The sequence below is a fragment of the Vibrio palustris genome (genome assembly GCF_024346995.1).
GTDB classification, from domain to species: Bacteria; Pseudomonadota; Gammaproteobacteria; order Enterobacterales; family Vibrionaceae; genus Vibrio; species Vibrio palustris.
In genome coordinates this window covers 888,993-913,065 of sequence record NZ_AP024887.1, presented here as the reverse complement: position 1 = coordinate 913,065, position 24,073 = coordinate 888,993, and the positions used below count along the sequence as shown (strand labels likewise).

Below are 24,073 nucleotides of genomic sequence, written 5' to 3'. Positions count from 1 at the left end.
TTTATAACCACATCATTGGCGGTATCAATAGGATAAATCTGACAACATGGCTAAAAATCGGTGTGTTCGACGAGATAATCGATCAATGCTCGGCAATGGCGTCGCACACGATGATCGCCGGTAAAAACCACGTTAATGTCTTGCTTTGGCAAACACCAATCGGGAAATAGTTCAACGCACTCTCCGCTTTGTAACTGCTCTTTGATAAGCCACTCCGGCAAGATAGCTATACCTAAATCGGCTTGAACCATAGAGCGGATTGCAATGGAGGAATTGGCGCTAAATTTAGCTGAGAATTTTAATTGAAAAGTCTGCCCATCGCTATGGCGTAACGTCCAGTGATGGGCGTTTTTAATATTACTGTTGGCAATCCACGGCGCCGTTTTTAAATCCTCTAATGAGGATAACGGGTTTTGTGCTAACCACTTAGCCGAGCACACCATTCTAATCGAGAAGCGGCCAAGCTTACGGCTTTTGAGAGCAGAATCCTCAAGCGTCCCTAGCCTCACGGCCAAATCAATGTTGTCATTGACTAATTTATTAAGCGATGAATCAGCATGAAAGCTGATATTAAGCTCTGGATGAGCATGACAAAACTCGCCGATCAGCGGAATAAGGAATACTTCGCCAAATTCGACAGTCGAGGACACTCTTAAATGCCCGCTGAGCGAATGATGCTTTTCAACCACATTTCCTAAGGAAGAGTGAATATCCGAGAAGATCGTTTGAAAATCATGATAAAGCAGCTCTCCCGCCTCGGTCATAATAAAACCGCGCGAGTTACGAATAAGCAGTGGAACATTAAGGGAGTCTTCTAACGATTTAATATGAACACTGACCATAGCCTTACTCATAAATAGCTGGTCCGCGGCTTTAGTAAAAGAGCCACTGTTCACGACCGTGATAAACGTATGAATACGTTTAATGTTATTAAACATTATCGTTAACCCTGATTAAACTCTGAGTTTACTTTAAACAGCTCACAACAGAGAGTCAAATGCTTTAAAATTCTTGGTCATTCAACTTTTAACTGGATTTCCAATGGCTTACCGTTATCGTATCGCGCTAATTTTCTTGCTCGGATTTTTCATTGATTGTATTAATATTTTTATGTCAGCGATAGCGCTGCCCGATATCGCGCAAGAGTTATCTATATCAGAATCGAGCGTAGCTTGGGTTGCCAATAGTTACATTTTAGGCTTAACGCTGATTATTCCGATCAGTCATTGGTTAGCGAGTAAGTTTGGGGCAAGGCAAACAATGACCGCCTCGATGCTTATTTTCTCGCTCGGCGCATTGTGCTCAGGTATGACTAATGGCTTTTACTCACTCGTCTTTTTTCGCTTCCTCCAAGGCGTAGGAGGCGGTTTGCTGATACCGGTAGGCCAAGCGCTGACATTTAATTTATTTAAGAATAAAGAAAGAACCAACATATCCACCCTCATCATGAGTGTGGCCTTAATTGCTCCAACGCTTTCACCAAGTATCGGCGGCATCATTGTTGATCATGCCTCTTGGCGCTGGGTTTTTCTCGGTAATATTCCTTTTAGTTTACTCACGGCAGTACTCGCGGCCTGTTGGATCCACTCTGAAACCAAAAAAGCGCTAACGCCGGACATCAAAGGACTTGTGTTTGTCAGCACGTCACTTGCAACCTTGCTGATTGGTCTTTCCATTTATGCGAATGCCAGCTCAAAACTTCTGCCGCTGTTGTTTCTCATTGCAGGGCTCGGGTTTAGCGTTCTCTATATACGCCATTATCGCAAAACGACCCATGCGATTGTTGATTTGAGCGTATTAAAAAATACCCATATGCGCTTTTCTGTCTTGGTCTATTTAGCGGTGCCGGGGGTGTTTACCGGAGTAAATTTACTCAATATCTTTTTTCTGCAAGAAGTGTTGGGTTGGTCTGCGCAAAAAACGGGAATGTTAATGATGCTGTATGGCGCTGGCTCATTTGTGGCGATTATCGTCGGTGGCCGGATCTATAATCGTATTGGCGCTCGCACGCTATTCTTGTTTGGTATGTTGGCGCATTCTGCCGGTATTGCCGTGTTATTTTTTGTTGGTCACCGTTTTAATATACCGCTACTTATTATTGCCTATCTATTAATGGGCCTAGGGGGCGGTGTCAGCGCGAATACAGCACAAACCACCGCAATGATGGACTTTGACGACGCTACCTTAACTAAGGCCAGCGCAGTTTGGAACCTCAACCGTCAGATGTCATTTAGCCTTGGCGCCGCTTTTTTCACTCTTTTGTTCAATGTATTGCAGCACTACACCAATGATATGTCGGCGTATCAACTGACATTTCTACTTGCTGCCTTTATTGGCCTCACCCCTTTATTTGTCATAAAACAACTTAACCGCAATCCAAACAAGGACATATCATCATGTTATCCGAAAAAGAATTAATCTCCATTGCTCAGCAAAGTGTTCTCGACCTACATGTGTGGATTCAAGATGTCTTTACCGGCAGCGCCGCGCAAGATGCCTCGCTTGAGACTCTGCTCAAGAGCTTTTGCCCCAATTTTACTATGGTGACAACAACGGGAAGCGTCGTCGGTCAATCTCAAGTAGAAAACTTGTTTCGCCAAAACAAAGGCACACGCCCATCACTATCTATCAGCATTGAACAATGTGAGACATTACTCGTCAACGCAAACAGTGTGGTCCTGTGCTACCGCGAAATCCACCAAGAAGCGAAGACACACACGTCTCGTTATTCCGTGGTTATCATTGATATAAAAGATGGCCAGCCACTATGGCGCTACCTACAGGAAACGGCCGCCAGCGCACAGGTATAATTCACATGTCAGATGGCCTGTCGCACCTATATGGGTGATCACAGTAAAAACGCACTCATCAATAGAATGAGTGCGTTTTTTGACGGCTCACCTGATTTTATAATCCCTTTAGATCCTATAAAACGAGTACTTTGAGTCATATCATTGCCAAGCGTTCGCTCCAGAGTGCGAGGTTGTGTGCTGGTTTTTAGCTATCAGTCAGGATACGTGGCAACGGTGCAAGCGCCGGCGCTATGTTGTTCTCAACACTCAGCGTTTTCTCGAGTACATCCACACTCATTCCTCTACCTCCCACTCGACAAAAGGATCGGGCAGGGTTTGCCAAAAACCTTTCCCCGCCAACACCTCTGATTCTGACAGCAAACAGTCATCGAGTGCTTGTAGCATGGCGTGTTTATCTAATCCTTGGCCAATAAAGACTAGCTCTTGGCGCATATCTCCAAATGGTTCAACCCAATGTTCTTGGATAGCCGCCAAGTAATCCGGTTCTGTTGGCCACTGATCTTTCGGTAGCGCCTTCCAAAACATACCAGCAAAACCATAATGAGCGATGCCACCAGCTTGGTTCCATTGCCCTGCAAATTCAGGACGAGAAGCTAACCAAAAGTAACCTTTCGAGCGAATTAATTTTCCGTAACGCGTCGTGTTATGCAGAAACTCATAAAATTTCTCGGGATGAAATGGACGCCGAGCCTGATACGTAAAACTACTGATACCATATTCTTCAGTCTCTGGTATGTGCTCACCTCTTAGCTCTTTGAGCCATCCTGGAGCTTGTTGCGCGCGCTCGAAGTTAAACAAACCAGTATCCAACACCTCAGAGATATCCACTTGCCCGTTTTGCATAGCTATAATGCGTGCATCCGTATTTAAGGTTCTGAGCATGGCTTGCAAGCGTTCGACTGCCTCAACGCTGACCAAATCGGTTTTACTCATTAAAATAACGTCTGCAAACTCAATTTGATCGATCAACAGATCAGCCACACTGCGATGGTCTTCTTCACCTAAACTTTCTCCCACTTCCTGAAGAGAGTTGGCAGCTTCATAATCGTGTAAAAAGTTAACCGCGTCGACAACGGTCACCATCGTGTCTAATGTCGCGACATCAGAGAGTGATACACCATCATCATCGGCAAACGTAAAGGTCTCTGCTACAGGCAAGGGTTCAGAAATCCCCGTCGACTCAATAACAAGATTGTCAAAATCCCCATTTTTAGCCAATTGAGTGACTTCTACCAACAAATCTTCGCGTAATGTGCAACATATACAGCCATTGCTCATTTCCACTAATTTTTCTTCTTTGTGATTTAACGATACGTCGTTTTTTACCGTTGATGAATCAATATTAATGTCACTCATATCATTAACAATAACCGCCACTCGCTTGCCTTGGCGGTTATTGAGGATATGACTTAATAGTGTCGTTTTTCCCGCGCCCAAAAAGCCGGAAAGCACCGTTACAGAGATCTTTTTCTGACTCATTTCTATATACTCCAAATGAATAGTTTGGTCTTTGCGTCGATGATCTCAACGCAATACACACTAAAAGTTATGTTATAACATAACAATTAGCATTGCCAATATGATTCTGCTGGATATAGAAATTTAACTGGGTATCACTAAACTCACTCTCTGTACTTGCACTCAACACCACAGGCATAAGTATTGATAGTTATAGAATTTATCGCCACCCAATAAAAAGCTCGCTAATTCAGCGAGCTGTTTGAAAAGAGGTAATGGTTAACCCTTTTTAGCTTGACGAGCTTCGAATGCCGCCAATTGTTCTGGAGTCGCTTTAGGCTGATGGTTAGCTTTCCACTCCTCATAAGTCATACCATAAACACGTTCGCGTGCATCATCCAAGTCAAGATCGACGCCCAATTGCTCTGCTTCTGCAGCATACCATTTACTAAAACAATTACGGCAGAAACCAGCCAAAGCCATCAAATCGATATTTTGTACATCTTTATTGTCATCTAAATGCGCCAATAAGCGGCGAAATGCCGCAGCATCAAGCTTATCTTGTTGTTCTTGGGTCAGTTGCTTGTATTTAAATTGTGCCACAATGTATTCCTTTTCGAATTTACGGGTCTTTTACTTTAAAGTCTACACGTCGACACGACGGAAACAAGAGCGCAATTCTCATTCTTCACGTACGTTGCTTACCCCACTATTTCACCCTCTGCATATTAAAGAATAACCCTATATGTACCCGTACTACATTTGCCCCGCTCATGGGGGGCACTCTCGCTCTCTTAGCCAATGAGACCGTAAACCGATTCACATTCGTTATCTTATTCAATGCATCGTTATCGAGATACTGTTAGCTTGATTGTGATTGAATACTAAAACTGGCGTTATCGCGATTTATTCGTTTGCTATGAGTATGAACGTATAAATTTTCGTCATCTTTATAAAACATTGTCGTAACTGATAAATGTCTTGTCGCTTTACGAATCCTTCATTGCATAAAAGACGCATAGAGTAAAAAGTCACCTCTACCTTCAGGACGAAGATATTATGCGCAAATACGGACTTATTGCACTCTCAGCGGTACTTTTACACACGCCGGCCGCTTTTTCAGCCGCCAAACTGGATTTCTCCAATGAATACAACGCATCGTCTATCCACGCTCAAGGCGATCAATATTTTATTGACCAAGTGTCTAAATTAAGTAAAGGCGATGTGGATATTACCTTGCACACCGGTGGCTCCTTGGGTTTTAAATCCGCTGATAACTTTTACGCCGTCGCAGACGATGCGGTACAAATTGCTGATACTTTAGCTGGTAGTATGTCGGGGATTGATCCGCTCTTTCTTGTCTCATCACTGCCTTTTTTAGTCGAAAATGAAGATCAAGCAAAGCGTCTTTATGAAATAACCAAACCTTACTATGAACAAGTTTTTGCCGATAATAATCAGATCTTATTATACGCCTCACCTTGGCCTGCCAGTGGTATTTGGTCTAAAACGCCAGTCACCAACAAACAAGAATTAGCGCATTTAAAAATCCGCACTTATGATAAAAACGGCACGCTCACCTTACGTGAAGCAGGGGCAGAGCCTGTTAAGCTATCCTGGGCCGATGTGGTTCCGCAGCTATCAACGGGAGGGATTAAAGCCGTACTAACCTCGGCAGATGCAGGGGCAAGCGGTAAATTTTGGGAGCATCTTAATCACTACAGCGCTATCCAATACGCCATCCCGCTCAATATGGTACACATGAACAAAGATGAGTTTGATGACTTATCCAAAGCGGATCAACAAGCGATTCTAAAAGCCGCCGCATTAACCGATAAGCATAACTGGAAAACCGTCAAACAACGTGTGGCGCATAACTATAAAGAGCTCGCTCAGCATAAAGTAACGATTCACCAAGACCTTCCTCAACCGTTTATTCGCTGGCTACAAGCCTCTGCCAAACCCTCGCTTAAAGCATGGCTAAAAGACACCGGCCAAACCGGCCAAGCGATCATGAAAAAATTTGAGAGCGGTCAATAATGCCAATCCGACTGATTACTGCACTGTCCAGACAACTTAATAAGTTGTCTGGCGCGCTCGCCATGCTGTTAATCGTATATGTGCTGGGCCATATTTTGCTCGAAATCGTTTTACGCTTATGTGGTGAATCCACGTATGTGTTAGATGAATTCGTCGGTTATGCGGTCGCAACGATCACGTTTTTAGGGCTAGGTTACAGTTTAGAGCGTAATAGCTTAATTAAGGTGAATATCCTGAGCGATCGATTACCTGAGCGTTTTCATTGGATACTCGATTTCGTGGTCTCTGCCCTATCGTTTGTGGTGTTCACTTGGATTTCCTACTACTGGTACATTAATACCCTACGCAGCTTAAAACGTGGCACCACCAGCTCATCGATTGCGGAAACCCCGCTCTGGATCCCCGAATCTATGGTGTTGGTTGGTCTTGGTTTACTGTGCTTGACTCTCTTTGTGCGAATGCTGCAACTGGTTTCCACACGCCGTGTGCCGCATGTTGAGCATACTTAATCACACGTAATAGGAATTCGATATGGATATTGTCTTCACTGCCGCCGCCGTTATCGCACTTATTTTTATCGTGCTTGGACTAGGCGTTTGGGTCTTTTCTGGCCTCGCGATTGTCGCCCTGCTTTCTTTAGTTGTGATTGGTGATGTGAGCTTTCATCGCTCAGGGGTCATTCTGAGCCGGATCCTCTTTCGAGCCGGCAATTCATGGGAGCTCTCAGCTATCCCTTTATTTATTTTAATGGGCGAGCTTATTTTTCGTTCTGATATTTCCGATCGGCTTTTTAAGGGCCTAGAGCCTTGGACGAAAAAGCTCCCCGGCGGGATCTTACATACCAATGTGTTTGGTTGTGCGCTGTTTGCTGCAGTCAGTGGGTCAAGTGCGGCGACAACCGCGACTGTAGGTAAAATTACCACCACTGAACTTAAAAAACGCGGCTATGATCGCCGTTTATCGATCGGGTCATTAGCCGGTGCCGGGAGTTTAGGGCTACTTATCCCACCATCGTTGGTGATGATCGTCTATGGTATCCAATCCGAAGTTTCAATCAGCAAGCTATTTATGGCTGGCATCTTACCCGGCGTTTTAATTGCCACGCTTTACTCTGGCTATTTAATTGCACGCGCTTTAATCAACCCGTCATTATGCCCACCAGACAGTACACAATCGATCAGTAAACTCAGAAGCATTACTTTACTGCTCCCTGTCATTTCTTTGATCGTGATTGTAATGGGGGCAATTTATACCGGAATTGCCACCCCGTCCGAAGCCGCCGCAGTGGGTGTTTTTGCCACCTTGTTGATTTTATTAAAAGAACGCCAGCTAACTTTCGCGATGATTAAAGACGCGCTAACGGCAACATTATTAAGCTCGACTATGGTGTGCAGCATATTGGTCTCAGCGGCATTACTCTCGACCGCGATGGGCTTTTTACACCTACCTTCTGATCTTGCTCAGTACATTGCGAGCTTAGACTTATCTCCTGCTTGGCTGCTGTTTACTCTAGCCATTTTCTACGTGGTGCTAGGGTTATTTCTCGATGGTATTTCGATTACCGTAATGAGTTTGCCCATTACGCTACCGATTGTGGTACAAGCGGGGTTTGATCCGATTTGGTTTGGGGTATTTCTCGTTATCTTAATCGAGCTTGGGCAAATCACCCCACCGGTGGGATTCAATCTCTTTGTGCTACAAGGACTAACCGGAGAGAAAATCGGCCAAGTGGCAAAAGCCGCTTTTCCCTTCTTTATCCTCATGTGCACAGCGGCACTGATTTTATGTTTAGTGCCTGAGATTGCCTTGTGGCTACCCACGGCTCTGTCACCACCAACTTAGTGGCTAACAATGTGACCCATCATTAACAGGCAACATTAAAAAGGACACACACTTGAGACTTAGATAATATGTCGTGTGTGTGCTTAATGACGGCCTTGATTGCTATCGTTCACTCATCAGACTAATGACCTGTTTGCTTGGCAAGCTTTTGCATTGCTTCGGCAAACGTGGTTGTCCCGCCTTTCGCCTGAACCTGTACGACTTTATAACCCATTTTTTCCAGCGCTTGGCGCTCTGCTAAAACAGCGGTATCGTTTGGCTGACTGCCTTGAACAGGCTGATGGAGGTAACACCCTTCTAGTTGCCCATCTTCGATCAGTTGGTGGTGTTGCAGTGTATTGATATCAAAATTCATAGTTAGTCTTTTTGTTTAAAGTGAAACAGGCTCTGTTATACCGGCCACAATCTTATCATTGTATGGCTTATATCATAACGTCTGTTAAGTCTAAACAGTAACAGCAAATCCAGTCGTTTAATGGAACTAATCGGACGCGGTGCAAACGTTATGTTTAACGTCATAGAACAAAAGAAATATCGCTCTCTCAAAGCAAGACGCAGGCTAGCGGTCATTCGCGGCTTATAAAAACCAATCCTGTCTTATTTATCAATTAGGCTATGGTATACTCACATTTTTTGGTTTTGCTGGTTTAGTTTAGGGATAATTTTATATGCAATCCATGTTACATTTTTGCTTAGCTATTGTGGTGATTTTCGCTCTAGCTCTCATCGTTAGTTACGATCGTAAACAGATTAAAATTCGTTATATCATTCAGTTAGTCGTCATTGAAATATTGTTAGCATGGTTCTTACTGAACTCAAAAGCTGGCATTGTTGCGGTTTCTTCATTTGCCGGTCTGTTCGATGAATTGATGAAATTCGCCGGGCAAGGCACTGAATTCGTCTTCGGTAACATGAGCAAGCAAGGCCTAGCTTATGTGTTCTTAAACGTCTTATGCCCTATCATTTTTATCTCAGCATTAATTGGTATTTTGCAACATTTCCGTATTCTACCTTGGGTTATTCGCATTGTGGGTACTGTGTTATCAAAAATAAACGGAATGGGCAAACTCGAATCTTTTAATGCAGTAAGTTCATTACTGCTGGGTCAATCTGAAAACTTCATTGCCTACAAAGGTATTTTGGGGCAACAATCACCGCGCCGGATGTACACCATGGCGGCCACCGCGATGTCGACCGTTTCGATGTCGATTGTCGGGGCTTACATGTCAATGATTGAACCTCGTTATGTGGTGGTAGCACTGGTTTTGAATATGTTCAGCACGTTCATTTTGTTATTGATCATCAACCCATATGATGCGAGTGAAGAGCCAGAACCGGAACTCAGCGCTCTGCACGAAAAACAAAGCTTCTTTGAAATGTTGGGGGATTATATCCTCGCGGGTTTCCGTGTCGCGATGATCGTCGCAGCGATGTTGATAGGCTTTATTGCCTTAATTGCAGCATTGAACGCCCTATTCTCTGCCGTGTTTGGCATTAGTTTCCAAGAATTGATGGGCTATGTCTTCTATCCGTTAGCTTGGATTATCGGTATTTCCGGACAAGATGCACTGCACGCGGGCAGTATTATGGCGACCAAACTTGTTTCCAACGAGTTTGTTGCAATGCTGCAACTCAAAGATATTGCTGAGCAATTTGCCCCGCGTAGCCTAGGTATTTTATCCGTCTTTCTCGTCTCTTTTGCCAACTTTGCCTCGATTGGGATTGTTGCCGGTGCCATCAAAGGCGTGGATGAAAAACAAAGTAACGTGGTTTCTCGTTTCGGTTTCCGCCTCGTCTATGGTTCCACCCTAGTCAGCTTACTCTCTGCGGCCATAGCAGGCTTGGTGCTGTAACAATTAGGCGCGGCCGACAAAAAGCCAACACTGCGTGTTGGCTTTTTTTATTGCTTTCACATCTTTTTTGCTGACATGCTCACAAGCTATCGCGCGTTAAAACGACACACATTTTGTCGCATCGACTCGCATGACAGATTCTTGCTTAAATTGCGTTTTGTAGAGCGTACGCAACGCTTCAATATTCTTTTCGCTCTCTGCCGACTGAATCGGATGAATGAGCATTAATGCATGACTGCCTTCTTTGGCAATACTGCCATCCGCGCCTAACCATTGGCCTTTACCGCTAAATACGGTTAACCCGTTACGAAAACGTGGCGTGACTTGCTTATCGACGAAGGTTTGCCACTCTTTCTCCGTAATGTTAGGCCCATGTGGACGGCTCATGCCAAAATATAGAGTGGTTTCAGCCATTTGGTTACCGACCGTACATGTCGATGTCTCGGCGGCGACGGCGCTTTGCGCTGGTTGATTACTGCATCCAAAAAGCACTGCGCTTGCAGTCAATACGCCTAACTTCATCCATTTAGAACGTACAAAAATAGGGAGGGTCATAAATAACTCCATTTATTGTTAGTATGATTTACACATCGTAAGTGCCAATGGTGAGCGGTCTAGCTTAACGTGCAGCACACTCTTCCTTTAGGCGGCGCAAAGAATATCATGATCACTAAAAAGTCGCACTGAGAGACAAGTATCATAAAGTCATCACCTTGAGGAGACATGTTCGTTGAATATAGCGTGGGATATGTCTCCTGCACTATGTGAACAGTGCTCTTCAATCGGCATTAACAGTCATGCGCTTTTTATCAAGCCACGATGTCAACACGCCTCATTGAAACACTGGATGAAATTATTTTTATCATATTGATTTTATGGGATAAATATAAAACTCCCGACGCATACCTACGCCTTGTTTCTCTCTTTTTATCTTCAAGCAACACTTCAATGACGATAACGCTTTATCATTTTACGATCACGCGTATAATCCCTGCTCCTTTTGCGCTATCTCCCTAACTAAAGAGCCCCACCATGTCTAAATTGTTTTTCAAAGGTCGTATTGAAACAAGAAAAAACCACGTAAAATCCGGTTACAACGTAAACCGTGATGTAAAAGCAGGAACGGCTGAAGCCCCTATCACTGTGACGGTGGCCTCTGACGAACGTAAAGCGGAAATCGACGTGATTGCGCAAGAGCATGCCATTATTACTCATATTATTGTTGATGCATCTCAACAAGAAAACACGCTTGAGCTCGATACCTTATTAAACAAACCGACCACCACCACATTTGAAAAAACGCCGAACAGAAATGAGCCATGTGTTTGTGGTAGCGGGAAAAAATATAAAAAATGCTGCGCATAAATCACGATACCGCCCTTATCGGGCGGTAACTGGCAATTTATCCAGGTATCGCCTCATGTCACAGTGCTCACTTTAATCAAACATCAGCTTCTCTCCTTACACCATTCAAAAAGCAGCACGCGTCAATACCGTTTAATCACGATGTGTGGATGGATAAAAGTACTGTTTAATCGCTTGTATTTCAGTGGTTGAAAGTTGCATTGTCGGCCAATGTTTCGCTTTTTTCTCAAGCGCCTCTAGCATAGCGTAAGGCGGCGTTAATTGGCTGCCAAGACGCTGATTCAGTGCTTGATAACGCGCTTTTACCGTCTTTAGCTGTAATATTTGAGGGTCGGTCGGAATCGAGTAACCTGCAAATATCCACTGCAGCCCTTGATAAACGGCCAAATGATACACAGAATGATGATCAGCCTGCTCAAAATATTCGCTATGCATTAAGAAATCTCCGCCTTTCTTTGGCTCAACAAGAGACTTCAATGCTAGTAACCGATCACGATGTGAAGAGTCTCGCCCTAGCGATGGTGTAAATGGATTATTGGCGATCGCCAAATATAAAGCAGCCGGAGCAGTAAACGGCTTATTGAGCTCCCCAACTAGGCGTTGGTAATAATTGGGATAATCAAACCATAAGCTTGGATCGATTGCGATAAACCCTTGAAAAAAATCATCATGTGCTGCCAAGGCATCTAGAGTCAGCAGCCCGCCTAGAGAGTGTCCAATCAACACATTGGGTTTTGCCGTACGGTAGTTTTTATCAATGATCGGCATAAGCTCTTGAGTCATATAATCAATAAACCGTCGCCCGCCACCGGTGTGTTCACGCCAAGGAGCTTGCTCACCGTTGGGGAGTTTTTCATAGTGAGTCGGCGTGTAATCACGCATACGATCTGTATTATGAATACCCACAATGATCATCTCTGGGGTCTGCGCACTCAACTTACTTTGAAATGCTTCCACAATGCCGGCCACTTGTAACATTCGGCTTTCCCCATCTAATAAGTACACGACCGGATAGTGTTGACCCGGGTGCTCAGCATAATTTGCGGGTAAATGCACACTGTAGTCGCGACGCTCATCGAGTATATGAGAATGATGATGAAAACGTTGCGCGTAGCTGAGGTGGGAATTGGCATTTGCTTGCGTACTGAATAAGAAAGCGAGCATGGTCGCCAAGTATTTTTTCACAACGATTCCTTACTATAAAAAGTCAATAATGCACAGATAATGAATAACGCCTATCGGCTGGTTGTCTCTATATCACTCATGTTTGTCACGAACAGCGGCTTAATCGCGATGACTACCGGACATCGCGCAATTCACCGTTACCCACATACTACGCGTTGTATTACGTCATACTGTCGCCTATGCAAGTACTCGCCTAAACCTTCTCGGAAAATGGTGCCCGACAGACGCGTTGCTGGCAAGCTCCATTCATCTTTGGTGTTTTGTTTTTATCGTTTCTCTTTACATTTACATTGCGCACAATTAAATTGCTTGCAAGTAATAACATCGACTGCTATGGTTATTGACATCAGGTGACAAGAGCGCCTTTCATGATATTCGCGCCTTAGCCTTACACGTTTACTCACAAAGTTTTACGAGTAAGGCCACACATTGTCGGTACGAATCGTCAATTTTTTGAAAACAACGGAGTAATACTATGTCTTTAGATAAAGTTCTCTACACAGCTCAAGCAAAAGTTAACGGTGGCCGCGATGGTCATGCTACAGCCGATGATGGAGCCATTGATCTTAAATTGACTGCACCCAAAGCACTGGGTGGCCCAGGTGGTGAAGGTACTAACCCTGAACAGCTTTTCGCAGCAGGCTATGCCGCTTGTTTTACTGGCGCCCTAAAATTAGTCGCATCACAACAAAAAGTCACCATCCCTGAAGCCACGACTATCGAAGGCTTGGTTGGCATTGGCCCAACAGACACAGGCTTTGGTATTACGGTCGAACTACGCATTGATGTGCCTGAACTAGATAAAGAACTTGTTCAACAACTTGTTGATAAAGCGCACGAAGTTTGCCCATACTCAAATGCAACTCGTGGCAACATCGACGTAACGCTTACTGTCCTGTAATCGTTTTACATCGTCTTTAATCCGCCGATGATAGTCAGCCGCTTGGTGATATACCAAGCGGCTTTTTTATTCACTTCTGACCCTCATGCACATTCTTCGCATGCGTCTTCATCTATGCTGATATCGTACTAAAGTTAAAGCGTATCAATGTTTTGCAAACACCATTCGGCTCTTGCTAAGACTGCTTGCTTTTGGTCATCGCTTTGTTTGTCCCAGTTGCCATAAATCATACCAATGCGATGATTTTTCGACAGGCGCTCGCGATGTTTCACCATAAAGTGCCAGTATAAACTGTTCAATGGGCACGACTCCGCACTGCTTTTCTCTTTGACTTGGTAATGGCAATCCCCGCAGTAGTCACTCATTTTCTGTATATAGTTTCCACTGGCTGCATAAGGTTTGGAGGCAATCCAACCACCGTCGGCAAATTGGCTCATGCCTCGTGTATTGGGTAACTCTACCCATTGTAAAGCATCCACGTAAATGCCTAGATACCATTCATCGACTTGCGGTGGTTCAATTTCCGTCAACATGCAGAAATTCCCTGTCACCATCAGACGCTGAATATGATGTGCGTAAGCATAATCGAGCGATTGTCCAATCGCACTGGCCAGGCATTTCATGTTGGTTTTGCCACTCCAGAAATAATGAGGTAAATCTCGCGTGGCATTGAGAGCATTTTGTTGTTCATAATCCGGCATATTAATCCAGTACATGCCGCGTACATATTCACGCCAACCAAGAATTTGTCGCACAAAGCCTTCCACTTGAGCAATGTCGATAGCCTCATTTTTTTGGTACGCCGCTAAGGCCGATTGGATAACATGCATTGGAGTGATGAATTTTGCGTTGAGAGCAAACGACAGCCGCGAATGATACAAGCTCCAACTGTGAGGCGTTTTATGCGTCATGGCATCTTGAAAACGCCCAAAGTTCGGCAATAAATGTTCACAAAAAAAAGCCAGTAAATTGAGAGCGTCTTGTCTGGTGACCGGCCATAGTAAATAAGCCTCTTCTTTTCCAAAGCAGGTTATATCATGGCGGTGAATACGTTCTAGCACATGAGACACATCATGTTGAAAACATAATGGCTCGGGAATATCAGCGCGATCTTGCGCTTTGATTTTATTGCGGTTGGCAATATCGTAGTTCCATTGCCCACCTTCCGGCTTATTATCATCATCCATCAAAATATTGAAACGCTGGCGCATTTTACGATAGAACGGCTCCATGCGAACAGTGCTTTTCGCTTGGAAAAAGTCGGGGATATCACTGAAAGGTAACAAGAAATGTTCACTCTCTACCATGCTGATTTGCGGAATCGAGTGTCTGGAGATAAGCTGCTCATATTGCTGTAAAACACGATACTCATCAGGACGCTGTAGTTCTACATACTCAACGTTGTACTGGGTTGCAACATTTAAAATCACCTCTTGTAAGCTTTGCTGCTGAGTATCATCCAGCGTTAGGTAACACACTTCACGTCCATTGTTTTTTAGTGCGTGGGCAAAACGCTCCATCGCAACAAAAAACGCGCAAAGCTTTTGAATATGGTGTTTGACATAAGTGGCTTCTGGGTGGAGCTCGGCGATCAAATAGACGATACCATCATCTTGCGTTTTAAACCAAGAATGAGCGGCGTTCAGTTGATCGCCTAGAATGACACGGAGAGTATGATATTTTGAGTGATTATTTTTCATAATGCGTAAGTTTGGCAACTGTAGGTTAGATGATGGTTATCCGTCGTCATGACTGTCAATGGCATTGCGTTAAAATGGTGTGACTATCAGTTTAATCACAACGTCAGTTTAAGCGATAACGCCTTTCATAAGTATGGCTTAAACATAAAAAAGCTAAAGCTGCCACAAAGCAACTTTAGCTTTTTTTATTGACGGGGAGTCAGTTTATACAAACAATGTGCGCACTAAGTCCCAGTTACAGATGAGCACTCTCATTTACCACGTTACACAAATCTTACCGAAGTGCTGACCAGATTTTTGATAGTCAAATGCTTCGCTTAACTGCTCAAACGGCATGGTAGTATCAATCACAGGACGTATGTCATTGGCTTCAAGTGCAGCAATAAATTCTTGCTGGTCGCGACGGCTTGCCACAATTAAGCCTTGCAAGCGAGCTTGTTTTGCCATAAGTACAGCTGTTGGCACATCCCCTTGTACGCCAGTGAGTACACCGATCAACGCAATATGTCCTCCGACTTTAATCGACTGGATCGATTGCGCTAATGTACCGGGACCACCAACTTCAACGACGTGATCAACGCCCTCGCCTTGCGTCAGTGTTAACACTTCTTGCGCCCATTCTGGGTGCGTTTTGTAGTTAATGACTTCATCTGCCCCAAGCGCTTTCACCTTCTCTAGCTTCTCATCAGAAGAGGAAGTGGCGATAACGCGCGCGCCCATGGCTTTAGCAAGTTGAATTGCCGCAATTGAGACACCGCCAGTCCCTAACGTTAATACCGTTTCGCCAGCTTTTAATTGGCCGTCAACAACCAATGCTCGCCACGCAGTTAATGCCGCAGTAGTAATGGTAGCACTTTCTTCATGGCTCCAACCTTGTGGCGCTTTAGTAAACGCATTAACCGGTCTCACTACCACTTGCGCTGCCATACCTGGAGCGCCATCACCAGGCGTTGCCGCAAAGTGCCCTACGCCTGTAAATGGCTGTCCCGCCGTCCAGTTAGGGAAAAAGGTCGACACAACCGAGTCACCAACGGCAAACTCGTGAACGCCTTCACCGATTGCTTCAACCACACCGGCACCGTCAGACATTAAAATGCGATCGGCTTCTGTGGGCGCGACGCCTTGCGCCACTAATAGATCATGATAATTGAGTGAGCTTGCTTTGATCGCAACACGAATTTCCCCTTCTCCGGGCTGACCAGGATCAGGCAGTTCACTGAGTGTGATTTGGTCAAGGCCACCGGGTTGCTTCAAGGTCATGGCTTTCATATAAGCGTCCTCTTGTTGATTGAGTGTGCTGTTAGCGTCATTCATATAGCCAGTAACATGCGCTGTCATTACAGGGCATTGTGAAAGCGATGACACTAAATTAGCGAATTTTTATCCCATCAAAATTATCTTATTGACTAGGTTATCTATAAACATTGGGCTTATATTAGCAAATGCAAGAGATACCCGATGAAAAAATAACCACACCAACCATTTTCACTTTATCTGCATTTTATGAATTGACTCTAAACTCGGACATTATTTCTACAGATTTTTTAAATAGAGCTAGTCGAACAAGCCACATAAGGTTATTCTAACACACTGATAGATTAGCTAATTATTCAATAAATACGGTGTGTTACGCTTATTTTCTTGACAGCATAATAATGCTAACTCGCTCACTTTCGACGTGGATGTCACACTGATTACACGCCGATTTTTTGTTAGTAGTAACTTGTTCTCAACCTGAGATTGAGTTCTATGATATTTACGGAAGACATCATGGACTATAAAAAACTTCTCCTTTCAGGAGCCTTAACACTGACCGCCCTGGCGACCCCTTTGCTATCACACGTGGCGGTCGCTGCGACCTTGCCCGCAGTAGAAGCGAAAAATGGTATGGTCGTTTCCTCACAACGTTTTGCCTCACAAGCAGGCATCGACATTTTAAAAATGGGTGGCAATGCGGTGGATGCTGCCGTTGCGGTCGGTTATGCACAAGCAGTGGTCAACCCATGTTGCGGCAACATTGGCGGTGGCGGGTTTATGACGCTTCACATGGCCGATGGCTCGGATCATTTCATTGATTTTCGTGAAATGGCGCCAGCCGCCGCCAGTGCCAAAATGTACCAAGACGATAAAGGGGACCTTATCCCCCATGCGAGTTTATTAGGCTGGGGTGCAGTCGGTGTACCTGGTACGGTGCGTGGTATGGAAAAAGCTTTGCAAGAATATGGGTCAGGCAAACTCTCCCGAGCACAGCTTATGGCTCCAGCCATCAAATTGGCACGTGAAGGGTTTATTTTGACTCGCGGGGATACCGATGTCATCGATACCAGCTTAAAGAAAATACGCAGTGACAAGCAGGCCGCGAAAATCTTTTTACGTCCAGATGGCAGTCCGCTACAACCCGGTGATCGCTTAGTACAAACCGCACTTGCTGACACCCTCGAAAGCATTGCCAAAAAAGGACCAGATGCATTTTATAAAGGCGATATTCCAAACGCGATAGAAAAAGCTTCTAAAGCCAACGGCGGCTACCTCACGGCCAAAGATTTTGCCAATTATGAAGCCAAAGATCGTAAGCCCGTGACCTGTTCTTATCGTGGCTACGATTTCATCTCTGCGCCACCACCAAGCTCTGGTGGAACCACGATGTGTGAGATTCTCAATATCCTTGAAGGTTATGATTTATCCTCTATGGGGTATGGCTCAGCGGATGCGATTCACTACACCGCGGAAGCAATGCGTCATGCTTTCGTTGACCGGAATAGTCTATTGGGCGATCCTGACTTTGTGAATATTCCAATGAAAAAGCTACTCAGTAAAGAGTATGCGAAAACCATTCGTCAACAGATCGATCCGGTTAACGCAACGCCCTCAAAAGAGCTCGCAGCAGGCGTGCCTCCCCATGAAAAACCACAAACCACGCATTATTCTGTCATCGATAAAGCGGGCAACGCTGTCTCCACCACCTATACCATTAACGGCCGCTTTGGTTCTGGTGTTATGGCACCCGGCTATGGTTTTTGGATGAATGATGAAATGGATGACTTCACATCGAAAGTGGGTGCGACCAACATGTTTGGTTTAGTCCAAGGTAAAGCCAATGCCATTGCCCCAGGTAAACGCCCACTGTCATCGATGTCTCCGACGATTGTGACTAAAGACGGCAAAACCTTTATGGTCGTTGGCTCTCCGGGCGGATCTTTAATCATTACGATTACTTTGAATACCGTCATGAATGTCATTGATTACGGTATGACCTTGCAAGAGGCGGTCAATGCGCCGCGTATCCACCAGCAATGGCTACCTGACGTCGTGCTTTATGAGACCCGAGGCATCTCCCCTGATACCCTGAAGATTCTCAAACAACGCGGCTATAAAATGGTTGAGAAAAAACCATGGGGCGCCGCCGAGGCTATTATGGTTGGCTTACCAAGTGTGATTAAGCAAGAGAAAGCTTCGAACGTTAGTGACTCTGCTGTCTCTGGTAAAGTTCGCGAAGGATACCTTTACGGCGCCAATGACGCTCGTCGTCCACAAGGGGCCGCTATCGGTTATTAATGTCGTCCCTCGCTGACGTTTTGTGGCGTGACACTACGTTGCGCCACCATCAATTTAATCAGCATTGAGTGCGTCATTATCGTATAAGTTACGTATTATGTATGAACGCAAAAGCCCAGCTCACATGAGCTGGGCTTTTTATGATAATCGCCGAGAGGCTGTCGATATCGCTTGATTTTAACGCTTCGCGATAACCCAAACAGCATGAATAATACCCGGAATATACCCAAGAATGGTGAGAAGAATATTGAGCCAAAAAGCTCCCCCAATACCAACTTGTAGAAAAACACCTAATGGTGGTAATAGCACAGAACATAAAATTCGAATTAAATCCATATCTTCGTTCCTAATCAATTTTTTGGGGTAAGTGTAATAATTAGAATAGCTTGCCTAAACAATTTTGCTTGGATAAGTAGCAACACATTGACTGATTTACCATCAGTAAAGCAACAGTAAACATTTAAATAATATTACTAATGCTTTGTTTATCATTGTATTAACGAAATTTTAAATTGTCTTGCTTAATATTCATTCATGTCTAAAGCCTGACAAATTTGACAAAGAAATAACAAGACCTGCTTATATCAATGGATTTTATATATTAATCCATCTAAAGGAATACCTGATTGCGTCTCAAGTGGTTTTTCTGCCACTATTTCACCACCTAAAGCCTCTGGTATTTTACGACTCGCAATATTAGCGCGATCTACCGGATAAATAAGAAAATCGTAATTAAGGTTTTCTTTTGCCCAACTCACCAAAGTGGTGACACTTTCCAAACCAAATTTTTTACCATGAGCGGATTTTTTCACCCAAACCCCCAACTCTGGTGTGTGTGGAGCATCTTTGGCTGCGCAGCAACAAATTCCAATAAAATCATGCGTCCTTACATCAGTTATTGCCAACATGATCTCTTTTCCTGCTTGCATATCCGCGACCGAGTCTTCGACAAAACTAGACACATCAGACAGTTTTTGGGGTGTATCGGGCGTCATATATTGAGTAATTTCAGGGCTGAACTCTCGTAAAATAGCCGTTGCGAAAACAGCTGACACAGGAACTAAGCGTAGTCGTGGCGTCACGAGCTCAAGCGCCATAAAATCTTCTAACACATGATCTTTTACTCTTAATAGATTCATCCTATTCCCTCTTAATTATCCATCACTGTGATGGTCTAGTCCGTTATTGTTTAGATTTAATCATGATTAAATTCAACAAGTTTATGTTTACCATGAATTAAATACGCAAGATAGGAAAAACAGTAGAAGCGCCCGAGCAGTGTGGAAACAATGAAAGGAATAAAAAAAGCGCGAATATCGCGCTTTCAACTAAAACTCTACAACACCAACAGGTTATAAAACTTCTCGTAAACGCTCTTGCGCCACTTCAACCAGTAAATCAGGCTGGAATTTAGAAATAAAACGATTACAGCCTACTTTCTCGACCATTGCATCGTTAAAACTACCACTGAGGGATGTATTAAGAGTGATGTGCAGATCATGCATACGTTTATCTTGGCGAATTTCACGCGTTAGACGATACCCATCCATTTCTGGCATCTCGGCATCGGTAATCAACATTAATAATTCATCATGAATATTCTTGCCAGCATCACACCAAGATTGTAATAACGTTAACGCTTCTAAACCATCACGACATTCTATGATCTCAAGACCAAGCTGAGATAGCGTTCCTTTAACTTGGTTACGTGCCGTAGATGAGTCATCAACAATTAAAACACGACGGCCGTTCATATGCCCTAATAAGTCTCTATCGAGCACCTCTTCTGAAATCGACACATCATAATCGATGATCTCGGCGAGCACTTTTTCCACATCGATGATCTCAACGATATGCGAACGTTCTTTGTCTTTGAGATGAGTGATGGCAGTTAAATACGTGGAACGTCCTGTTGTTCTAGGCGGCGGCTGAATATCACTCCACGTCGTATTAATAATATGACGAACCTGACCAACCAAAAAGCCTTGCACCGACCGGTTATATTCAGTGATGATAAGATTGTGCTCGGTTGTTTCTTGGCGTGGAGGCGGAAACCCGATAGCGCTGCGCAAGTCGATGACAGGTACAGACTCACCCCTTAAAGAAGCAACACCTGTAACATGCATATGAGAGCCTGGTAACTTAGTCAATGCCGGTACTTTGATCACTTCTTTGACTTTAAACACATTAATCGCAAAGTATTGGCTACTGTGTAAACTAAATAACAAGAGCTCTAAGCGGTTTTCACCAACAAGATTGGTACGCGCATCGACCGTATTTAAAACGCCTGACATAGGGATTCCTAACTATGGATGATCATCAATAACATTATAACCAGATGACGAAAATGTAAACATGAGTTGTCGCTTAATTCTCAAGAGATGGAGTAGCGTTAGCCCTCCACCACTTTCATCAACAATACACCATCATAAAGCGCCTGCTTAATTAACGCAGCACCTGGCATCGTTGCTTGTTTGTAGAAACGGGATTCAGCAAGCTGTAAATCATCTTGGTATCCTGGGTACGTTTGCTGTTCAATGCTTTGCATTAATACCGGGTATAACACCTCTTTGGCTTGATTAATCACTCCACCAATTAAAATGCGCTCTGGATTAAATACATTGACAATAATCGACAGTGCAGAACCCAAGTAACGACCTAAATGCTCTATAGCATCAACCGCCACTTCATCACCGTGAGCAGCCGCATCACAAATGGCTTCAATGGTTAACTCATTACACTCAGCAAGTGTCGAGGCACTACCTTGTGACAAACTATTTTTTACATAATTTTGAATGGCTTGTGAGGTTGCAACCGTTTCTAAGCAGCCGATATTACCACACTCACAACGCTTTCCATAAGGATCGATTTGAATATGGCTTAAATCCCCAATATGACCTTTACGTCCTTGAACAATATGCCCATCAACAATAATGCCCGCTTCCACACCATGATGAATAGACACTAGGACAGAATTATCGACATCTTGAGCATGACCAAATAAACGCTCTGCTAAGGCCCAAGCGCGTGTGTCATTGGCGACAAAAACGGGCAATCCTGTCGCGTTATAGATAGCCTCACCGATTGGCAAGTCACGAATACCAGTATGAGGGATACGCAGAATAATTCCCTCTTCTGCATTCACAAACCCTGGAACGGTGACCGCAATGCTAGTCACACGCCCAAGTAACCCAGCATAGGTATCAAAGAAATACTTTATCTCATACAATAAGCGCGCTAAAAGATCGGTTTTATCGGTTTCATGGATATCAAATTTATTATCAACTAATACCTCCCCACCAAGCTCATGCAACGCTAGCACAAGGTATCCCTTACCAAGACGCACCGAAAGAAATTGCCACCCTTCATTTAACGTTTGCAAACCAATCGCTGGACGACCACGGGACGTAGCCTCTTGAACCGTCGTTTCATGGACTAAGTGGGCATCAATAAGCTCACGAGTAATTTTGGTGATACTGGCTGGCGCTAGTGCGCTCTCCTTCGACAGATCAATTCGAGAAATAGGACCTTTTTGATCGATCAATTTATACACACGGCCAGCATTCACCTGCTTGATATGGTCAATGTGTCCGGGTTGGGCCATGTACATGATTTACTCCAGAAACGAAAAACTATGTAATTTTTTTACTTTGTGAAGTAATTGTGAAGCCACTTGATGATTAGCCGTGACTCGTATCACGCAACAATATGGAAGTTTGCGTGCCATGTCATAGTGTAAGCTCATAAAACCGAGTGACTTTTTGGCATTATCTTTCGATTCAGCCTGCAAATTCTACTCATGTCACTGGTAAATTCTCGATTCACTTCCAAACTTTACATTCAGTATTCCACAAATCGCTTATTACCTTATCGTCATCCATCATCAGGAGCAGGTTATGACCTCGGCGCAAAGAAGAACAAAAATTGTCACCACATTGGGTCCCTCAACGGACAAAGAAGGCGTACTAGAAGCCATTATTCAGGCTGGTGCTAACGTTGTACGCATGAACTTTTCTCATGGTAGCGCAGAAGATCATAAACTGCGTGCCCAACAGGTACGCAGTATTGCCAAAAAGCTTGGACGTACCGTGGCGATTTTAGGGGATCTGCAAGGCCCTAAAATTCGGGTTTCGACTTTTAAAACCGGCCGTATCCAGCTTGAAGAAGGACAGCGTTTTATTCTTGATGCAGATTTGGCTCCGGGTCTTGGAGACGACTATGCCGTTGGGATCGATTACAAACGTTTACCGCAAGATGTTCAGCGTGATGATTTACTGATGCTCGATGATGGGCGTGTCCAGCTCAAAGTACTCAACGTTGAAGGACAAAAAATTCATACTGCCGTTATTGTCGGCGGGGTATTGTCCAACAATAAAGGCATCAACAAAAAAGGCGGCGGCTTATCGGCAGATGCGTTAACCGAAAAAGACAAACGAGATATCATTCTCGCCGCGGAAATCGACGTCGACTATCTTGCCATTTCCTTTCCACGTAATGGCGAAGATATGAAGTATGCGCGCCGCTTAGCCAAAGAAGCCGGTTTAAAAACGCGTATGGTTGCCAAAATTGAGCGCGCCGAAACCGTGTCATGTGATGAAAATATCGATGATATCGTTATGGAGTCCGATGTCATTATGGTTGCCCGTGGCGATTTAGGGGTTGAAATTGGCGATCCAGAATTAATCGCGGTGCAAAAGAAATTGATCACTCGAGCAAAAAACTTAAATCGGGTGGTAATTACCGCGACACAAATGATGGAATCAATGATGGCCAACCCTATGCCAACCCGAGCAGAGGTCATGGATGTCGCGAATGCGGTCTTAGATGGTACCGATGCTGTGATGCTCTCAGGGGAAACCGCCGCAGGGTTATACCCTATAGAAACCGTTGAAGCGATGGCAGCAGTCTGTATTGGCGCAGAAAAAATGATCGAATCTAATAGTCAGAGCTATCGAATTTCTGGCTCTTTTGCTACTGAGCAAGAAGCGATTGCCATGTCGACCATTTATGCGGCCAACCATTTAGATGGGGTTCAAGCTATGGTCACTTTCACTGAATCTGGCCGCACCGCATTAATGACCTCACGATTGAACACCACCTTCCCCATATTTGCGCTTGCGCGTAATAACTCAGCACTGAATCGCTGTGCGCTATATCGTGGCGTTACCCCATTTTATTTTGATGGTAAAGAACAAGTTGGACATGAGCTAGCACAAAACGCTCTCGCGGAGCTCAAAGACGCTGGGCTACTCGAGTTTGGTGATTTGGTGATTATTACTCAGGGCGATATTACCAATGTAGAAGGCAGTACCAACTGTATGCGCATACTCCCTGTGCTATAACGCGGAACCATCAATGAGA

Annotated in this window: 22 protein-coding genes; 10 read left to right on the top strand and 12 right to left on the bottom strand. The window is 44.3% G+C overall.

Translation table 11 applies throughout. The annotated features are described in order from the left end of the window. Positions 1–50: 50 nt before the first annotated feature. Positions 51–938, bottom strand: coding sequence for a LysR family transcriptional regulator (locus tag OCU30_RS04450; RefSeq protein WP_205408760.1), 888 nt, complete (start codon positions 936–938; stop codon positions 51–53). A 103-nt stretch (positions 939–1,041) separates the two neighbouring features. On the opposite strand from OCU30_RS04450, the gene OCU30_RS04445 reads away from it, so the two are divergent. Then, entirely contained in the window at positions 1,042–2,418 is a 1,377-nt protein-coding gene (locus OCU30_RS04445) for an MFS transporter (RefSeq protein WP_077311832.1), read from the top strand. Beyond that, the gene (locus OCU30_RS04440; protein WP_077311830.1) at positions 2,397–2,810 is read left to right on the top strand and encodes a hypothetical protein; all 414 of its coding nucleotides are present in this window, start codon (positions 2,397–2,399) and stop codon (positions 2,808–2,810) included. The genes OCU30_RS04445 and OCU30_RS04440 overlap by 22 nt, the downstream gene beginning before the upstream one ends. Positions 2,811–3,086: 276 nt before the next feature. Here OCU30_RS04440 and zigA read toward each other — a convergent pair whose 3' ends face one another. Then, complete coding sequence (zigA, locus tag OCU30_RS04435; protein ID WP_077311828.1) at positions 3,087–4,292, bottom strand: zinc metallochaperone GTPase ZigA; 1,206 nt, start codon at positions 4,290–4,292, stop codon at positions 3,087–3,089. 258 nt (positions 4,293–4,550) lie between these two features. Beyond that, entirely contained in the window at positions 4,551–4,874 is a 324-nt protein-coding gene (locus OCU30_RS04430) for a DUF1244 domain-containing protein (RefSeq protein WP_077311826.1), read from the bottom strand. Positions 4,875–5,330: 456 nt separating this feature from the next. Between OCU30_RS04430 and OCU30_RS04425 the strand changes: the two genes are divergently transcribed. The 3 genes from OCU30_RS04425 to OCU30_RS04415 are packed head-to-tail and all read left to right on the top strand — an operon-like array spanning position 5,331 to position 8,153. Beyond that, positions 5,331–6,311, top strand: a complete 981-nt coding sequence (locus tag OCU30_RS04425; RefSeq protein WP_077311824.1) for a TRAP transporter substrate-binding protein — start codon at positions 5,331–5,333, stop codon at positions 6,309–6,311. Then, positions 6,311–6,820, top strand: coding sequence for a TRAP transporter small permease subunit (locus OCU30_RS04420; RefSeq protein WP_077311822.1), 510 nt, complete (start codon positions 6,311–6,313; stop codon positions 6,818–6,820). Before OCU30_RS04425 ends, OCU30_RS04420 begins: the two co-directional genes overlap by 1 nt. Positions 6,821–6,842: 22 nt before the next feature. Continuing rightward, the gene (locus OCU30_RS04415; protein WP_077311820.1) at positions 6,843–8,153 is read left to right on the top strand and encodes a TRAP transporter large permease; all 1,311 of its coding nucleotides are present in this window, start codon (positions 6,843–6,845) and stop codon (positions 8,151–8,153) included. A 121-nt stretch (positions 8,154–8,274) separates the two neighbouring features. Here OCU30_RS04415 and OCU30_RS04410 read toward each other — a convergent pair whose 3' ends face one another. After that, positions 8,275–8,508: a hypothetical protein gene (locus OCU30_RS04410; RefSeq protein ID WP_077311818.1), complete on the bottom strand. Its 234-nt coding sequence runs from the start codon at positions 8,506–8,508 to the stop codon at positions 8,275–8,277. A gap of 313 nt (positions 8,509–8,821) precedes the next feature. Between OCU30_RS04410 and OCU30_RS04405 the strand changes: the two genes are divergently transcribed. Continuing rightward, positions 8,822–10,006: a NupC/NupG family nucleoside CNT transporter gene (locus OCU30_RS04405; protein WP_077311816.1), complete on the top strand. Its 1,185-nt coding sequence runs from the start codon at positions 8,822–8,824 to the stop codon at positions 10,004–10,006. 96 nt (positions 10,007–10,102) lie between these two features. Here OCU30_RS04405 and OCU30_RS04400 read toward each other — a convergent pair whose 3' ends face one another. Then, a complete protein-coding gene (locus OCU30_RS04400; protein WP_235861808.1) occupies positions 10,103–10,561 on the bottom strand; it encodes a DUF3574 domain-containing protein in 459 nt (152 codons plus the stop codon). A 477-nt stretch (positions 10,562–11,038) separates the two neighbouring features. On the opposite strand from OCU30_RS04400, the gene OCU30_RS04395 reads away from it, so the two are divergent. Further along, positions 11,039–11,371: a PBPRA1643 family SWIM/SEC-C metal-binding motif protein gene (locus OCU30_RS04395; RefSeq protein WP_077311814.1), complete on the top strand. Its 333-nt coding sequence runs from the start codon at positions 11,039–11,041 to the stop codon at positions 11,369–11,371. A gap of 132 nt (positions 11,372–11,503) precedes the next feature. Here the strand turns inward: OCU30_RS04395 and OCU30_RS04390 are convergent, their stop codons facing one another. Further along, the gene (locus OCU30_RS04390) at positions 11,504–12,556 is read right to left on the bottom strand and encodes an alpha/beta hydrolase (protein ID WP_077311812.1); all 1,053 of its coding nucleotides are present in this window, start codon (positions 12,554–12,556) and stop codon (positions 11,504–11,506) included. A 475-nt stretch (positions 12,557–13,031) separates the two neighbouring features. Here OCU30_RS04390 and OCU30_RS04385 point away from each other — a divergent pair, with 475 nt between their 5' ends. Beyond that, on the top strand, positions 13,032–13,457 hold the full coding sequence (locus tag OCU30_RS04385; RefSeq protein ID WP_077311810.1) for an organic hydroperoxide resistance protein: 426 nt from the start codon (positions 13,032–13,034) through the stop codon (positions 13,455–13,457). Positions 13,458–13,591: 134 nt separating this feature from the next. Here the strand turns inward: OCU30_RS04385 and OCU30_RS04380 are convergent, their stop codons facing one another. After that, a complete protein-coding gene (locus OCU30_RS04380) occupies positions 13,592–15,157 on the bottom strand; it encodes a cryptochrome/photolyase family protein (RefSeq protein ID WP_077311911.1) in 1,566 nt (521 codons plus the stop codon). A gap of 255 nt (positions 15,158–15,412) precedes the next feature. After that, a complete protein-coding gene (locus tag OCU30_RS04375) occupies positions 15,413–16,495 on the bottom strand; it encodes a zinc-dependent alcohol dehydrogenase family protein (RefSeq protein ID WP_205408759.1) in 1,083 nt (360 codons plus the stop codon). 432 nt (positions 16,496–16,927) lie between these two features. Here OCU30_RS04375 and ggt point away from each other — a divergent pair, with 432 nt between their 5' ends. After that, positions 16,928–18,712, top strand: a complete 1,785-nt coding sequence (gene ggt / locus OCU30_RS04370; RefSeq protein WP_077311808.1) for a gamma-glutamyltransferase — start codon at positions 16,928–16,930, stop codon at positions 18,710–18,712. A 177-nt stretch (positions 18,713–18,889) separates the two neighbouring features. Here the strand turns inward: ggt and OCU30_RS04365 are convergent, their stop codons facing one another. From OCU30_RS04365 to mlc, 4 genes are all read right to left on the bottom strand, one after another. Further along, the gene (locus tag OCU30_RS04365) at positions 18,890–19,048 is read right to left on the bottom strand and encodes a YqaE/Pmp3 family membrane protein (protein WP_077311806.1); all 159 of its coding nucleotides are present in this window, start codon (positions 19,046–19,048) and stop codon (positions 18,890–18,892) included. Positions 19,049–19,296: 248 nt separating this feature from the next. Then, a complete protein-coding gene (locus OCU30_RS04360) occupies positions 19,297–19,851 on the bottom strand; it encodes a GNAT family N-acetyltransferase (RefSeq protein ID WP_077311804.1) in 555 nt (184 codons plus the stop codon). Positions 19,852–20,064: 213 nt separating this feature from the next. Further along, positions 20,065–21,006, bottom strand: a complete 942-nt coding sequence (locus OCU30_RS04355; protein WP_077311802.1) for a chemotaxis protein CheV — start codon at positions 21,004–21,006, stop codon at positions 20,065–20,067. Between the two features lie 98 nt (positions 21,007–21,104). Further along, entirely contained in the window at positions 21,105–22,322 is a 1,218-nt protein-coding gene (gene mlc / locus OCU30_RS04350; protein WP_077311799.1) for a sugar metabolism global transcriptional regulator Mlc, read from the bottom strand. Between the two features lie 286 nt (positions 22,323–22,608). Here mlc and pyk point away from each other — a divergent pair, with 286 nt between their 5' ends. Beyond that, positions 22,609–24,054 (top strand): pyruvate kinase, encoded by a 1,446-nt coding sequence (pyk, locus tag OCU30_RS04345; RefSeq protein ID WP_077311797.1) that lies wholly within the window; start codon positions 22,609–22,611, stop codon positions 24,052–24,054. Positions 24,055–24,073 lie beyond the last annotated feature (19 nt).